The following is a 14,283-nucleotide window of genomic DNA, read 5'->3' as shown; positions in this document are numbered from 1 at the left end:
TCCCGGCGGGCCACGGCGGCATCGGTAAACGTACTGCAAAGGTTCGGCCAACAGGTGCCCAACGCCGCGTGAAACAGGCGGAATCGGCCTGGCGGCTTGTCTACGGTGGACGGATGAAAGCCTCCCTGCAGCACCGCGGCGCCCTGACCGGCGGCCTTGTTCTCGCCGTCTGTTCAGCGCTCCTCAGCCCCGTCGGTCCGACTCATGCGGACGGCAGCCAGAAAGGTGACACCGGAGCGGCCCAGGGCGCCCACCTCGACCTTGGCCCCGCCGACCTGCCCGAAAACCGGACGGTGACCGCCCTCGCCCCGGGCGTTACCCGGACAAAGATCAGCCGTGGCGGAGCAGACCCGTCATTGTTCTGGACAGCCGAAGTGGCCATACCCTCGGATTCACCGGATCCTGACGCACCAGCCTCGGCGCTCTCCAGCCAGGCCACCGCGCAGCACATCGCCGACAAACTCAATGCGGCAGGGGTCGATGCCCGCGTCGAACATGTCCAGTCCCCGCAGCTGGCCGACGCCGGCGGGGATCTGGGGTATCGGGTCCGTGCCGGTCACCTCGCCGCCAAGGCCGATGGCAACCCGGTTCTCGCGCAGATCAAGGCGGCCGGGTTTGCCTCCTCCATGATCTATACGGGTTGGGACGGCGACGCCGGCGCCAGCACAAAAACTCGCGGGCCCTGGAACCTGGAGGTCATCACCATCGATCCCAAGACCTTCACGGGCCGGCTCGCCGGCTCCTTCGGCCCGGACCTGGAAAAACCGGAGACCACCAGCCAGCTCGCTGCTGACGCCAGCGCCATCGCCGCCGTCAACGCGGGCTACTTCGTCTTCGACCCGGCAGCCGGCGCCGAAGGTGACCCCGCCGGGGTCGGCGTCTACGGCGGTAAGACCCTCAGCGAACCAGTCGCGGACCGCCCGGCCCTGGTCATCGACGGCAAGAAGAACAGCACCAGCATTCAGCGGCTGACCTGGGCCGGTTCCGTCTCCTCCGCTTCCGGCTCGGCGGCTCTGGACGGCATTGACCGGGTGCCGGGCCTGATCCGCAACTGCGGCGGAGCCAACGGCCTGCCCACCCCGCTCGCACTCCACGATGTCACCTGCACGAACGCCAGCGAACTCGTGGCCTTCACGCCTGAATTCGGGCCGTCCACTCCGGCCGGTCCGGGCCTTGAGGTGGCGGTGGACAGCCACGACACCGTCACCGCAATTGCCGGGACACGCGGCACGGCCGTTCCTGCCGGCGGACGCACCGTCCAGGCAACCGGGACCAACGTCGCACGGCTGCGGACAATCGCCACGGTGGGCGCCAAGCTGAAAATCAACACCGGTCTGCTCGACCAGGACGAAAGGTCCTTCTCCACGGACAGGGACACCACCGTCGTCAACGGCGGCCCGCTGCTGGTCAAGAACGGTAAGGCAGAGGTCACCGCCAAGCGTGACGGCATGGTCCACCCCAATGACGGGAACAGCTTCTACTACGGCTGGGTCCACAAGCGAAACCCGCGGACTTTCGCCGGCACCGATGCCCAAGGGAGAACCATGCTGGTGACGGCCGATGGACGCTCGACGGCCTCACTGGGCCTAAGCCTGAAGGAAGAGGCCGACGTCGCCACGTCCTTTGGCATGATCCAGGCGATTAACCTGGACGGTGGCGGTTCCACAACAGCAGTTGCCGGAGGAGCTGTTCTGAATATCCCCTCGGGCGGCGCGGAACGTCCCGTCGGTGACGCACTCCTCGTGCTTCCCACCCGAAAGGATGGGCCGAACAGCACGGACAAGTAGCGGCGGATCTCCCTCCGACTCTTGACGGGAAGTCACAGTGAGGCGTACAGCCGGCCGAGTGCGGTCAGCCGGCCGTTCGTTTGATAGAGGGCTGACGGGCCCATGGCGGGGTCACTGGGTTCCCTGGCTTTCCACGCAAACCGCTCGACGAAGGGCATCACTCGCATGCCGGCGACCGCAACCTGCATGAAGTAGGCGGTCTCGCGGGTGGTGTACCGGGAGGGGCGTGACGGGGTTGCCTGCCAGTCCGCAACCCCAAATTCGGTAACCCAGACCGGTCTTCCATACCGGTGATGCAGGTACCAGACTCCTGCGAGAAAACTCTCTGGGTTCGGCGAGCCGTAGTGATGCATCGTCATGAAGTCGATGCGGAGGTTCGCCTGCCGCGCCCTGGCCATGAAGTGGTCCAGCCACGGGCTCCTGACACCGACCGTGGCCGGAGATCCCAGACGCAGGCCGGTGGACTGAAGGTGGGGCCACAACCGGATGGCCTCATCGACGGACATGCTGGCCTGGCCTGGGTGGTCCGGCTCGTTGAAAGCGAGGAGGTGTTTGGTCCTCGTCTGGGGAAGTTGCCTGGCCACGTCGCCAAGGGCGTCCTTTCTGAGCAAAGCATTCGCGCTCCACACCATCGGGACAAACGCCGGGTTGGTCGTGACGGTATACGCGGATCCCCAGGAGTAGTACCAGTTGGCGTTCAGACTCCGGATTTGCCTCAATGCCAGCGCATCATCTCCGCCGTGGGCTGCGCCTTTGAGAGCCCGGGAGGCAGAGGTGGCCGTACGGGCAAGGGATGGTGTGGAGGGGGCCGGAACCGGCCCAGGGGGTGTGGCCGCGGAACTGGCCCCGGCCGCGGCCAGGGCAGCCGCCATTGCAGTGAGAAAAGTCCGGCGATCCATGGATTCCTTCTTCCGAAGCGAAACGTGCCGATACCAATCCTCAACCGGATGTGACGAAGGTCACGCTACGCCAGTCTCTCGCCATTTGGAACAGCCGCAACGTGTCGCATTACCGGCGACCCCGGGTGCGGGGCAAAAAGAGTTTTCATGAGATGGTGTGAACCTGCGTGATCGGCGCCGTGGCCGCGCCGGCGCAGCAATCCGCGCGGCAAAACCCAACCCACTAACAGCGGCATGGCAGCCGAATCCAGCGCAGGCATCCCAGATAGACATCCAGTGCAGACAAGGCCACCACCGATGAAGAACACCACCGCGATCGCCCTGACCCTGCTCTCTGTTCTGCTGACCGCGGCCTGCTCCGCCTCCCCGAGTCCCGAGCCGTCCGCCGGGACCCCTACGGCGGGCCTGCCGGCGTCGCTGCCCAAGCCTGACCAGGCCCAGCGGGAAGCGCTCCTGGCCTCGCTCGCCAAGATCAACCCCCGCCTGCCAGACGACCAGGCGGTCGACAAGGCCCGCCGCCTGTGCGGCCGCCTGGTGGGGCAATCGACGGCGGACCAGCTCATCGCCGCCGCAAAGGCGGAGTTCAGCGGGGACGTCCCCGCCCTCTCGGACGATGACGCTCAGCGGATCATCTCGGCGATCGGGGCCAACGGGTTCTGCCGCTAGCCTTGTTAACAACACGAGGAGAACTATGACCACCCTAAAAGAACGCCTGCACGCCGACGTCGTGAGCCACATGAAGGACCGCAACAAGGTTGCCCTGACCACCGTGCGCAACGTCCTGGGCGAGATCGAAACCCGGGAGAAGTCGGGCAAGACGCCGATCGTGCTGGACGACGCACAGGTGACCGCACTCCTGCAAAAGGAAGCCGCCAAGCGCCGCGACACGGCCCGCATCTACACCGAGGCCGGCGAAGCCGAGCGTGCCGCCGCCGAGATCGCCGAGGCCGAGGTGATCGAGGCCTACCTGCCCAAGCCCCTGACCGCGGCGGAAGTCGAGACGATCGTGGACGAGGCCATCGCGGCGCTCAAGGCCGACGGCGTCGAGCTGTCCATGCGTCAGCTGGGGGCAGTGATGAAGCCCGTCACCGCCACGGTGGCCGGACGTTTTGACGGCAAGGCCGTCAGCGAAATCGTCCGCAACCGTCTCGCGCAGCAGTGAGCCTGATCCGGCTGCACGACGTCAGCGTCCGCTTCGACAACACACAGATCCTCCGCGAGGCGTTCTTCCGTCTGGAGCCCGGGGACCGGGTGGGCCTGATCGGCAAAAACGGCTCCGGCAAGACGTCCATCCTCAAGCTCATCCTGGACCAGGTCTCCCCGGCCGCGGGAACGGTCACTGTGGAGCAGGGAATCGGGGTGGGTTACTTCTCCCAGTTTTCCGAGCTCGACGGCGAGGCAACCATCCTTGAGGTCCTTGACGGACTGTTCGTCGAGATCAAAGCTGCCGAGGCAGAGCTGGCGGCCATCGACACCGCTATTGCCGCGGACCCCGCCGGCGCCGAGCTGGACCGGCTGATCCGGCGCCAGGCCGAGCTCTTCGAGGACATGGACCGCCTCGACGGGTGGGATTACAAGCGGCGCATCGACACAGTCCTGACCACGCTGGGGTTCAGCGACGCCCACCGTACGTGCGCGATTGACGAACTCTCCGGCGGGTGGCGCAACCGCGCCGCCCTGGCCAAGATCCTGCTGGAGGGTCCAGACGTCCTGCTGCTCGATGAACCCACCAACTACCTCGACGTGGCCGGCGTCGAATGGCTCGAAAACTGGTTCCGCGACTACCGCGGCGCCGCGATCATCGTCTCGCACGACAGGAAGTTCCTCGATGCGGTGGTCACCCGGACCATCGAAGTGGAAAACTTCCACCTGCACGAATACCCGGGAAACTTCGCCGAGTACGTGGTCCAGAAGCAATTCCGGCTAAAAACGCTCGAGGCGCAGTTCGTCCATGAGTCCGAGCTCCTGGCCTTTGAGGCGGAGGGCATCGCCGACCGCCGCGAGGCCGCCAAAGCCGCCAGCCGCGGGTTGGGGAACCAGCTGGCCAAGATCAAGAAAGCGCGGACACCCCGTCCGGTGGACCAGATCGTCACCGAGATCTACGGCGGGCTGCACGTGAAGGATGTCCTCTGCCGGGTCGAAGGGCTGGGCAAGTCCTACGGCGACAAGGTCTTGTTCGAGGACCTGAGCTTCGAGATCCGCCGCGGCAACAGGATTGTGGTCCTGGGCTCCAACGGCAGCGGCAAGTCCACGCTCCTGAAAGTGCTGACCGGGGAGGAACCGACGGATTCCGGTGAAGTGGTCTGGGCGAAGGGGCCGGGTTTTGTTTCCTACAACAAAATGCTGGAAGAGCTCGACGACGCCGACACCGTCTCGCACGCGGTCAACGCGCTGCCGGACAGCCTGGCCTTCAGCGCCACGAAGAAGTCCGTCAACAGGTTTCTCGCCATGTTCCAGTTCTCCGAGGCCGACCTCAAACAGAAGATCGGGAACCTTTCCGGCGGACAGAAAGCCCGCGTCGCCATGGCCCAGTGTCTGCTGTCCGGGGCCTCGGTGCTGCTGCTTGATGAGCCCACCAACCACCTGGACATGTCCAGCACCCAGGTCATGGAGCGGGCACTGCTCCACTTCCCCGGGGCCGTCGTCGTGGTCAGCCACGACCGCTTCTTCAGCGAGAAAGTCGCCAACCGGCACCTGGTCTTCGGCAGCGACGGAGCGGAACCCGGCGAGGTGGACGTGCGCGCCGCCTAGAGCCGCGTGACGATCGCCCCGAGGCTCAGGGTTTGATCAGCATTGGCTCAGGATGTGGCCTAAACGGCTGAAGGGCCAACCATTGTTCGGGTGCGGGCGGTAATGTGGCGCTGGCTGCCGACCGGGGGGACGGCAGCGGTCTCCTAACCGCTTTGAAAGGAATCTCCCGTGGCAGGAATCATCGGCTGGCTCAGTGCGCTGGGCACTACCGGCAAGGCAGTAGTAGTCGCCTCCGTCGTCATCACTGGCGGCGCCGGCGCGGCGGCCGCCACCGCGACCGCCAATCTCCCGGCTGACCCGACGTCGACCACGACGGCGACGGACACAGCAACCTCTGAACCGGCCGACTCGGCCGATCCGGCTGACTCGGCCGATCCGGCTGACTCGGCCGATCCGGCCGAGTCGGAGACGCCGGGAGTGGACGACCAGGAAGTCGCTGATCACGAATCGTCCGAACCCGGCGAATCGTCCGAACCCGGCGAACCGTCCGAACCCGGCGAACCGGTTGAGTCGGATGACCAGGAGTCGGACGATCAGGGTGCCGATGATCAAGGTGCCGATGATCAAGGTGCGGATGATCAGGGCACAGCCGCGGGCACCGATGATCAGGGCGCGGAAGACCAGGACGCGGACGATCAGGGCGCCGAAGAGGGCACGGACGCGCAGGAGCCTGCTGCCCCCGCTCCGGCCCCGGAAGCCCCCGCAGCACCGGCACCCGTTGTTCCGGAGTCCCCGGCACCTGCAGAAGATGATTCGCAGGACTCCGCCGACGCGCCGGAAGCCGACGGGTCCCACGTATCGAACGGCAATAGCGTTTGGGCACACCAGAACGCCGCTGAACACCGCGCCGCCGGCCAGGCCAATGCCGCTGAACACCGTGCCGCGCCGGCCGGGCGCGGAAGCGAACACACCGGGGAGTCCGACGGTCACGGCAAGTCCAACGAGCACGGCGACTCTCGCGGGCATGGCCACGACAAGTAGCCAGCAGGTCTGCAATGACGGGGCCCGGACCACTGGTCCGGGCCCCGTCGTCGTGACAGCACGAAATGTGACGGCACAAAAAATCTTCCACCGCGAAAGACTCACATCGGATCGGTCTCAGCGGCGCGATGATCCGGTCAGCGGGATAATAAGAACATGACCAGTCAGCAGCAGGACCGCGACCCCTGGGAGGAGTTCGATAAACTCCAGCCCGCCGGTCCGGACCGGGTTGCCGGGTACCCCGGTGGGGAACCGCAGGGCTTCGGCTTCCGCACGGGCGTCCGCAGTGCCCGGGTAGCCCTCGGATTTGCCGTCTACTCCCTGGCGCTGGGGAGCATTCTGGTCCTTACGGGGGCCATCGTTTTCATCAGCAGCGGGAAGTGGCTGCTGCTCGGGCTGATGGTGCTGATCGAGGTCGTCTTCGTCCTGGCGTTCCGACGGCTCATGGTCCAGGTCCGGAACCGCCGCGCCGCTGGCTAGAGCCAGCCCTTCTTCTTGAAGATGGCGTACATCAGCGCCGCTGTGCCGGCCATGAGCGCGATTGCCATCGGGTAGCCAAGGGTCCAGTGCAGCTCCGGCATATGGTCGAAGTTCATGCCATACAGTCCGGCCACAAATGTCGGCGCGAAGAAGATCGCGGCCCACGACGAGATCTTCTTGACCTGCTCGTTTTGTTCCGCGCTGGCCTCGTTCTGGCGGTTGGCGGTCAGGGTTCCGTCCAGGGTGAGCGCATTCTGCAACAGGTCACGGAACGAATCGGCGCGGGAAATCAGCCGCTCCACGTGGTCCTCGACGTCGCGCAGGCTGTGCTGCAGTTCCGTGTCCACCCGGTACTTCTCGAAGCCCCGCCGGAGCTGTTGCATCATGGCCGGGAGCGGGTGGATGGCGCGCTGGAAATGGATGACTTCCCGGGCGAGTTCGTAGATCCGCCGGGACACCAGGGGGTCGCCGCTGAAGAGCTGGTCCTCGATCTCGTCGATGTCGTTTTCCAGCCCGGCCACCACGGGACCGTAGTCATCCACCACCTGGTCCATGAGTGCGTACAGGACGGCCTCGGGCCCATGGCGCAGCAGATCGGGCCGGCCCTCCATCCGGCGCCGGACCTTGCCCACGACTTTCGTCTCGGCGTGCCTGACGGTGACCACGAAGTTGCGCCCCGTGAAGACGTGGAGTTCGCCGAATTCCACGGTCTCGGTCTCGTCCAGGTACCGGGCGGGCCGGAGCACAGTGAACAGGTTGTCGTCGTAGCGTTCGAGTTTGGGGCGCTGATGGGCAGAGATCGCGTCCTCCACCGCCAGCCCGTGCAGGTTGAATTCGGCCGCCACGGCCGCCATTTCCTCAGAAGTCGGCCGGTACAGGCCGATCCAGGCCATACCCCCGTGCTCGGTCAGGGTCTCGAAAGTCTGCTCGAGGTTCCGCGGCTCGGCGCTGCGGATGCCGTCAACGTAGACGGCGTTGTCGATGATAGTCACCGGGACATTATCCTTTGTTCACCTGGAATTCGGCGGAGCCGGGCCGACGCGACGCGGACCGGCCGGGCGTCAGCGCACTGCCTTGCGCGAGCCGGCTGATCAGCGGCTCCGTTCGGTAGGGGATATGGGTGTGCAGCGCCAGGACGGTCTCGGTGCGGATGACTCCCTTGACCCGAAGGATCGACCGGAGGGCCGCCTGGAGATTGTGCGTATCCGTCGCCACCACCCGGCACCAGACGTCGCCGCGCCCCGAGATCTCGTGGACTTCCAGGACCTGGGCGATCAGCCGCAGGGCCCCTACGACGCCGTCGAGCTCCCGGTGGTTGACCTCGATCGTCACGAACGCGACGACGTCGTACCCTACCGCCTCCAGATCGATTTCACGGCCGCCGTCGTGCAGGACGCCCGAGCGCAGCATGCGCCGCACGCGCGACTGGGCGGTGTTCCGGGCGATGCCCAAGGCGTCACTGAGCTCGCCGATCTGGATCCGCGGATCCCGGATCAGCTCCAGCAGGATCTTCAGGTCGGTGGGGTCCAGACTGTTCAAATCATCACTCCGGTTCACTTCAACAGCCCGAGAATGACTGTTTTGCTCAATTTTGACACAGATTTTGGCCATGCAGATCACTGGTATTGCATTCTGTACATACCAATCTTTCAACCGGGCCGGGCGGTTCCCCCACAACAGGGAAAGCCCGGCCCTGCACTTTGCAAGGGCACGGCCATGACTGTTTTCAGCGAACTCCGCATGCGCCCGGCCACAGCTGACCGCTGGGGCTGGGACGCCTCCACGACCGCACGACTCGTGATGGCCGGGGTCGTGATCTTCACGCTGCTCGTCGGCGCCAATCTAGCGACGCCGCTGTACCCGCTGCTGCAGGCAAAACTCGGAATTACGGCGCTCGATGTCACGGTGGCGTTCTCGGCCTACGTCCTGGCGCTGGTGGCCACCCTCGTCCTGGCCGGCCACTGGTCCGACCACATCGGCCGCCGTGCCGCCCTCGTGCTGGCAGTCCTGGTGGGCCTGGCCGGCGGCTTTGTCTTCGCCACCGCGGGCAGCCTCGTGGCGCTCTCCGCCGGGCGCGCCTTGCAGGGCGTCGCCGTGGCGCTCGCCACCGGGGCCAGCTCGGCTGCCCTGCGCGAGCTGCTGCCGAGCCGGCCGGAGTGGGCCTCGCGGTTCACGCTCCTGGCCTCGGCCGGCGGCGTGGCGGCCGGCCCCGCAATCGGCGGAATGCTGTCCCTCCTGCCGGGCCCGACGTCGACGCCGTACTACCTGCACTCCATCGTCCTCGCCGCCGTGCTGGTGCCCCTCTACCTGCTCAAGGCGCGGCCCGCCATCAGTCTGAACGCCGGTCCCCAGACCCTGCGGGTCCTGGCCCCGCGGCGGCCCTCGGTCTCCAGCGACGCGCGCGGCGCCTTCTGGCTGGCCTCCTCCGTGGGCTTCCTGAGCTTCACCGTCTTTGGCTTCTGCCTCTCGCTCGCCCCCGGCTATTTCGCCCAGATTGTCCACGCCGATTCGCGGCCGCTGATCGGCCTGCTGGCGGGCCTGACGCTGGGGTCCTCAGCCCTGAGCCAGCTGCTGGCCATCCGGGGACGGTTTGCCGTGTCCGCCGGACTGGCCGTCCTGGGCGTCTCCGTCCTGCTGATCGCCGCGGCCGCCGCCTGGAGCAGCCCGTGGCTGCTGATTCTGGCCAGCATCACAGCCGGCGTGGGGCAGGGCGTGGCCTTCCGGACCGTGTTCAATGACGTTGCCGGCAGGGTGGAAGCCGCCCGGCACGCCCAGATCATCAGCACCGTCTATGTCATCACGTACCTTGGCAGCGCCTTCCCGGTGATCGGGTTGGGGCTCGCGGCGGGGATCGTCGGGCTGCAGAGCGCCGTCGCCGGCTTCGTCACGGTGTGCGCCGCCGCCGCGCTGACGCTGGCGACCGTTACGCTGCGGAGCGCCCTGCGCCGGGTCTAAGGGCGCCGGCGGGTCTGGTGCGGCGCCGGGTCGAACTGCACCGGGTCTAACTGCACCGGCCGGGCCCGCTAGGGCAGCGGGCCGTGGTTGCCCTGGATGTGGTCGAAGACCAGCGTGGTTTCGGTGTGGCCCACCACGGGGTCGGTGGCCAGGTTGTCCAGAACCCAGTCCCGAAGGTCCTCAGTCGTGGCGACGGCGATGTGCAGCAGATAGTCCACTGACCCGGATGTGTGGAAGGTCGAGAGCACTGCCGGCAGTTTGGGCACCCGGGCAGTGAAGCGGTCGATCTGCTCGCGGTCATGGGCGCGGAGCCGGACCGCAATGAGGGCCTGGACCGAACGCCCGATCGCGGACAGGCTCAGGTTGGCCTCGAAGCCTTCGATGATGCCGCGCTCGGACAGGGCGCGGGTGCGCATCAGCGCGGTCGACGGCGCGATCCCCACGAGCTCTGCCAGCTGTTTGTTCGAGATGCGGGCGTCCGCGACGAGGGCAGCGAGCAGGCGCTCGTCGATCGCGTCCAGCGGCTCGCTGGCTCCCGGCCGAACATTCTTCGCAGTGCTGCTCACGGATCCTCCTAGTAGTGTTCTCCGTTCATCATAAACGGCGTTATCCGACAGTTCCATTCAGAACCCCTACAAAAGCGCGAATTATTGCCAGATACTTGCGGAATTCAATGGTGAATATTCGTAAGGAGCTAGGGTGCTTTCTCAAGATTCATTGGCGGTCCACGCAGGCCGGAGCGGGCTAACGGAACTGGGCGTCCACGCGGTGCCTATCGATCTGTCCACGACGGCGCCCCTGCCGTCCGTGCACGACGGAGGCCTTGCCTACGAGCACATGGCCACCGGAGGCTCACATGTGGAGGGGCAAAGCACGGTTTATCAGCGGCTGTGGAACCCCACGGTGGCACGCTTCGAAGAGGGCGTCGCCGTCCTGGAAGGCACGCCCGAGTCTGTCGCCTTTGCCACCGGCATGGCGGCGCTGAGCGCCGTGCTCCTGGCGGTTGTGGCCGCGGGCAAGAAGCACGTCGTCGCCGTCCGGCCGCTCTACGGAGGCAGCGATTACCTTTTGGCCTCCGGCGTCCTGGGCAACGAGGTCACCTTCACGACGCCGGAGGGCGTCGGCGCCGCCCTGCGCCCGGACACCGGCCTGGTGATCCTGGAGACGCCGGCCAACCCGACCCTCGAGCTCGTGGACATCACCCGCGTGGCGGCCGCCGCCGACGGCGTGCCGCTCCTGGTGGACAACACCTTCGCCAGCCCGGTACTGCAGCAACCCTTCACGCACGGCGCGGCCATGGTGCTGCACAGTGCCACGAAGTTCCTCGGCGGCCACGGGGACGCCATGGGCGGCGTGGTGGCCGCCGGCCCTGAATGGGCGGTGCGGCTGCGCCAGATCCGGGCCGTGACCGGCGGCATCCTGACCCCGTGGCCGGCCTACCTGCTGCACCGCGGCCTGGCAACGCTCCCGGTCCGGGTCCGCGCCCAGCAGGCCAGCGCCGAAAAAGTCGCGGTGGCCCTGGCAGGGCACGGGCTCGTGAGGCGGGTCTACTATCCGGGACTGGCCGAATGCGACCCGCAGGGCCTCGTGGGCACGCAGATGTCCGGGCCGGGATCGCTCATGGCCTTCGAGCTCGCCAGCGCCGAGCACGCCGAGCGGATCCCAGCCGCCGTCGGCATGATCACCCACGCCGTCTCCCTCGGCGGCATCGACACCCTCATCCAGCACCCGGCCGGCCTGACCCACCGGCCGGTCGAAGCCACGGCCAAGCCGCACGCAAACCTGCTGCGGATCTCGGTGGGGCTGGAGGAACCGGCCGATATCGTCGCCGACCTCGTTCAGGCGATCGAGGCAACGCGGTAGCCCGCGGGCCCGATGCCTAGCCCGCTGCCGTGACCCGGCCGCCGGCGGCTGTTGTTGCCGGCGCGGGCGCGGGCGCTGGGCCGGGATGCGCGACGGCGGTGATTGCCGCCGTCGCGCCGGCCAGTCCGATGACCGTCAGGGCAAGGGCCGTCCAGCCGAGCCGCTGGAAGACCAGGCCGCCGGCCCAGCCAAGCACGCTGGAGCCGAGGTAGTAGGCAAGGTTGTACAGCGAGGCGGCCTGAGCCCGGCCCGTCGTGGCGATCAGCCCGGTCCAGCCGGAGCCGATGCTGTGTGCCGCGAAGAATCCGCCGGTGAACAGCAGCAATCCCACCAGGATCGCGGCCAGCTGTTCCGTGAGCGTCAGGGCCAGGCCGCCTGCCATCAGTGCGGTGCCGGCGATCAGTACGGTGCGCCGGCCGAACCGCGACGTCAGCCCCGCTGCCCAGCGCGCCGAGACGGTTCCGGAGAGGTAGGCCAGGAAGATCAGGCTGATCGCGGTGGCGGGCAGGCTGAACGGTGCCCCCGAGAGCCGGAATCCGAGGTAGTTGTAGACGGCCACGAAACCGCCCATGAGCAGGAACGCCTGCACGTACAGGGCCAGCAGCCGGGGATTGCGGCCATGGCCGGCCAGCGTGCGCAGGGCCCCGCGGAAGCCGCCCGCGGCCGCGGCGCTGAAGCCCTGGGCCCGCGGCACGAGAACGAGGAACAGGACTGCCGCTCCGGTGGCCAGAACGGAGACGGCCAGGGCCGCGGCCCGCCAGCCCCACAGTTCGCCCGCAGGCCCGGCCACCAGCCGGCCGGCCAGGCCGCCCAGGGTGGTCCCGGCGACATAACTCCCGGCGGCAAGGGCGGCATGGGCCTTGTTGACCTCCTCGTTGAGGTACGCGATCGCGATCGCCGGGATGCCGCCGAGGGCCATCCCCTCCAGCATCCGCAGGCACAGCAGCACGGGGAAGCTGGGGGCCAGAGGGACCAGCAGGCCCAGGACGGTGGCCGCGGAGATGCCCCACATCATCGCCCGAACCCGGCCGATCCGGTCGGCCAGGAAGGACCACGGGAGCACCGTCAAGGCCAGCCCCACCGTCGCCAGGGAAATCGTCAGCGCGGCCTCGGCGGCCGAGACGCGAAGATCCGCCGCCAGGAGCGGGAGCACCGCCTGGGTGGAGTAGAGCTGGGCGAAGGTTGCGACGCCGGCAAAGGCAAGCCCGGCGAGGATCCGGCGGTAGGCCGTGGAGCCCTTCGGATGGCCCGCCCACACGGCAGCGTCAGCTGCAGGATCAGCTGCGGGCCGGGCTGCGGGCCGGGTTGTGGGGCGTGGGCCAGTGCCGGAGGGTGCGGAAAAGCGTGGCATGCTTTCAGGCTAAAGCCTGTACGAGGGATGCTTCCAATGCATGATTTTCATAGGATAGATAGCAAGTATGGATCAGTGCAGGGGAGTGGAACATGGACGTCGAACACAGGCAGCTCGTCCAGCTGCTGCCCCTGCTGCCGCTGCTGGCGGAACTGGGGCGGACGGAGCACATTACCGAGACGGCCGAGCTCCTGGGCCTGCCGCAGTCCACCGTGAGCCGTGCCATTGCCCGTGCCAGCGCCATTGTGGGAACCGAGCTGCTGATCCGGGACGGCCGGGGTGTGCGGTTGACGCCCGCGGCGAGGGCGCTCATGCCCCACATCGAGGCCGCCCTGGCCGAATTCCAGACGGGGCTGGACAGTGTCAGGCACGAATCGGAAGTGGTCCGCGGCCGGATCGCCGTGTCGTTCCAGCACACCTTCGGCGAGGCAATGCTGCCGCTGCTCATCAGTGCGTTCCGGAGCCGGCACCCGCAGACTGCCTTTGACCTCAGCCAGGGCGCACGGGACGGCTGCCTCGCGGAACTGGCCGCGGGCTCCGCCGACGTGGCGCTCACGGCACCCGTTGCCGCACCCAGCAAGAGGATCGGTTCGGCCGCGCTGTACCGGGAACCGTTGCGCCTGGTGGTCCACCACCGGCATGCCCTGGCCGGCCGCCGTCGTGCCCGGGTTGCCGAGATCCGGCAGGAACCGTTCGTGGCGATGGGGCCCGGCTACGGCATGCGCTCGCTGACCGACGCGTTGTTCCGGGAGGCGGGGTTCCGCCCGCGCATCGCCTTCGAGAGCCAGGACTCGCACACGGTCCGCGGACTCGTCTCGGCCGGCCTCGGGGTCAGCATCCTGCCGCCCGGCGGCTCCGCACCCGGCAGGGCCGCACAGGACAGCCACCACCCGTCGCTCGGCATGGAAGCCAACGACGGCGGTCCCGGCTGGGTGGAGATTCCCCTGGATTCCGACCTGGCGTTCCGCGAGATCGGCCTCGCGTGGCGGGAGCCGGTTTCGCGGAATGCCAAGGCCGATGCCGAGCCCGATCCCGTGCGGTTGTTCCGCGAACTCGTGCTCCGCGACGGTCCGGCGCTCCTGGCAGGCTTCGTGCGCGAACGCTCGGCAGGCTGAGCCGGGCCGGCGGGTGCACCGGTGCGCTGAGGTCGCCGGTTGGCCCCGAGGTCGCCGTAAGGTGACGGCGGTTTGGCACGTTTCCGGCGACTTCGGGGTAC

Annotated in this window: 14 protein-coding genes; 9 read left to right on the top strand and 5 right to left on the bottom strand. The window is 67.6% G+C overall.

The features are described from left to right. The first annotated feature begins 113 nt into the window (after positions 1 to 113). Positions 114 to 1,787: a phosphodiester glycosidase family protein gene (locus ABH915_RS16940; RefSeq protein ID WP_370123459.1), complete on the top strand. Its 1,674-nt coding sequence runs from the start codon at positions 114 to 116 to the stop codon at positions 1,785 to 1,787. Between the two features lie 32 nt (positions 1,788 to 1,819). Here ABH915_RS16940 and ABH915_RS16935 read toward each other — a convergent pair whose 3' ends face one another. Then, entirely contained in the window at positions 1,820 to 2,506 is a 687-nt protein-coding gene (locus ABH915_RS16935) for a glycosyl hydrolase (RefSeq protein ID WP_370123456.1), read from the bottom strand. A 477-nt stretch (positions 2,507 to 2,983) separates the two neighbouring features. Here ABH915_RS16935 and ABH915_RS16930 point away from each other — a divergent pair, with 477 nt between their 5' ends. The 5 genes from ABH915_RS16930 to ABH915_RS16910 all read left to right on the top strand — a co-directional run bounded on the left by ABH915_RS16930 (position 2,984) and on the right by ABH915_RS16910 (position 6,898). Next, positions 2,984 to 3,352, top strand: a complete 369-nt coding sequence (locus ABH915_RS16930; protein WP_370123453.1) for a hypothetical protein — start codon at positions 2,984 to 2,986, stop codon at positions 3,350 to 3,352. A gap of 25 nt (positions 3,353 to 3,377) precedes the next feature. Next, a complete protein-coding gene (locus ABH915_RS16925) occupies positions 3,378 to 3,848 on the top strand; it encodes a GatB/YqeY domain-containing protein (RefSeq protein WP_018773763.1) in 471 nt (156 codons plus the stop codon). Further along, the gene (locus ABH915_RS16920; protein ID WP_370123450.1) at positions 3,845 to 5,437 is read left to right on the top strand and encodes an ABC-F family ATP-binding cassette domain-containing protein; all 1,593 of its coding nucleotides are present in this window, start codon (positions 3,845 to 3,847) and stop codon (positions 5,435 to 5,437) included. The genes ABH915_RS16925 and ABH915_RS16920 overlap by 4 nt, the downstream gene beginning before the upstream one ends. 168 nt (positions 5,438 to 5,605) lie before the next feature. After that, positions 5,606 to 6,418, top strand: coding sequence for a hypothetical protein (locus ABH915_RS16915; protein WP_370123447.1), 813 nt, complete (start codon positions 5,606 to 5,608; stop codon positions 6,416 to 6,418). A gap of 156 nt (positions 6,419 to 6,574) precedes the next feature. Next, positions 6,575 to 6,898, top strand: a complete 324-nt coding sequence (locus ABH915_RS16910; RefSeq protein ID WP_370123445.1) for a hypothetical protein — start codon at positions 6,575 to 6,577, stop codon at positions 6,896 to 6,898. Here the strand turns inward: ABH915_RS16910 and corA are convergent. Both corA and ABH915_RS16900 read right to left on the bottom strand, forming a co-directional pair. Further along, positions 6,895 to 7,890 carry a magnesium/cobalt transporter CorA gene (corA, locus tag ABH915_RS16905; protein WP_018773767.1) on the bottom strand — a complete coding sequence of 332 codons (996 nt, stop codon included), beginning with the start codon at positions 7,888 to 7,890 and terminating at the stop codon, positions 6,895 to 6,897. The genes ABH915_RS16910 and corA overlap by 4 nt on opposite strands. A 7-nt stretch (positions 7,891 to 7,897) precedes the next feature. Then, positions 7,898 to 8,437, bottom strand: coding sequence for an Lrp/AsnC family transcriptional regulator (locus tag ABH915_RS16900; protein ID WP_018773768.1), 540 nt, complete (start codon positions 8,435 to 8,437; stop codon positions 7,898 to 7,900). 177 nt (positions 8,438 to 8,614) lie between these two features. Between ABH915_RS16900 and ABH915_RS16895 the strand changes: the two genes are divergently transcribed. Next, positions 8,615 to 9,853 carry an MFS transporter gene (locus tag ABH915_RS16895; RefSeq protein WP_370123441.1) on the top strand — a complete coding sequence of 413 codons (1,239 nt, stop codon included), beginning with the start codon at positions 8,615 to 8,617 and terminating at the stop codon, positions 9,851 to 9,853. Positions 9,854 to 9,921: 68 nt separating this feature from the next. Here the strand turns inward: ABH915_RS16895 and ABH915_RS16890 are convergent, their stop codons facing one another. Continuing rightward, positions 9,922 to 10,419 carry an Lrp/AsnC family transcriptional regulator gene (locus ABH915_RS16890; RefSeq protein ID WP_018773770.1) on the bottom strand — a complete coding sequence of 166 codons (498 nt, stop codon included), beginning with the start codon at positions 10,417 to 10,419 and terminating at the stop codon, positions 9,922 to 9,924. A gap of 133 nt (positions 10,420 to 10,552) precedes the next feature. On the opposite strand from ABH915_RS16890, the gene ABH915_RS16885 reads away from it, so the two are divergent. Next, the gene (locus ABH915_RS16885) at positions 10,553 to 11,716 is read left to right on the top strand and encodes a PLP-dependent aspartate aminotransferase family protein (RefSeq protein WP_370123437.1); all 1,164 of its coding nucleotides are present in this window, start codon (positions 10,553 to 10,555) and stop codon (positions 11,714 to 11,716) included. Between the two features lie 16 nt (positions 11,717 to 11,732). On the opposite strand, the gene ABH915_RS16880 is transcribed toward ABH915_RS16885, so the two are convergent. Further along, positions 11,733 to 13,067, bottom strand: coding sequence for an MFS transporter (locus tag ABH915_RS16880; protein WP_370123434.1), 1,335 nt, complete (start codon positions 13,065 to 13,067; stop codon positions 11,733 to 11,735). Positions 13,068 to 13,159: 92 nt separating this feature from the next. Between ABH915_RS16880 and ABH915_RS16875 the strand changes: the two genes are divergently transcribed. Next, complete coding sequence (locus tag ABH915_RS16875; protein ID WP_370123432.1) at positions 13,160 to 14,182, top strand: LysR family transcriptional regulator; 1,023 nt, start codon at positions 13,160 to 13,162, stop codon at positions 14,180 to 14,182. Positions 14,183 to 14,283 lie beyond the last annotated feature (101 nt).

The organism is Arthrobacter sp. MW3 TE3886, from assembly GCF_041262145.1.
Taxonomy (GTDB): Bacteria; Actinomycetota; Actinomycetes; order Actinomycetales; family Micrococcaceae; genus Arthrobacter.
This window is presented reverse-complemented; position numbering and strand designations above follow the sequence as displayed.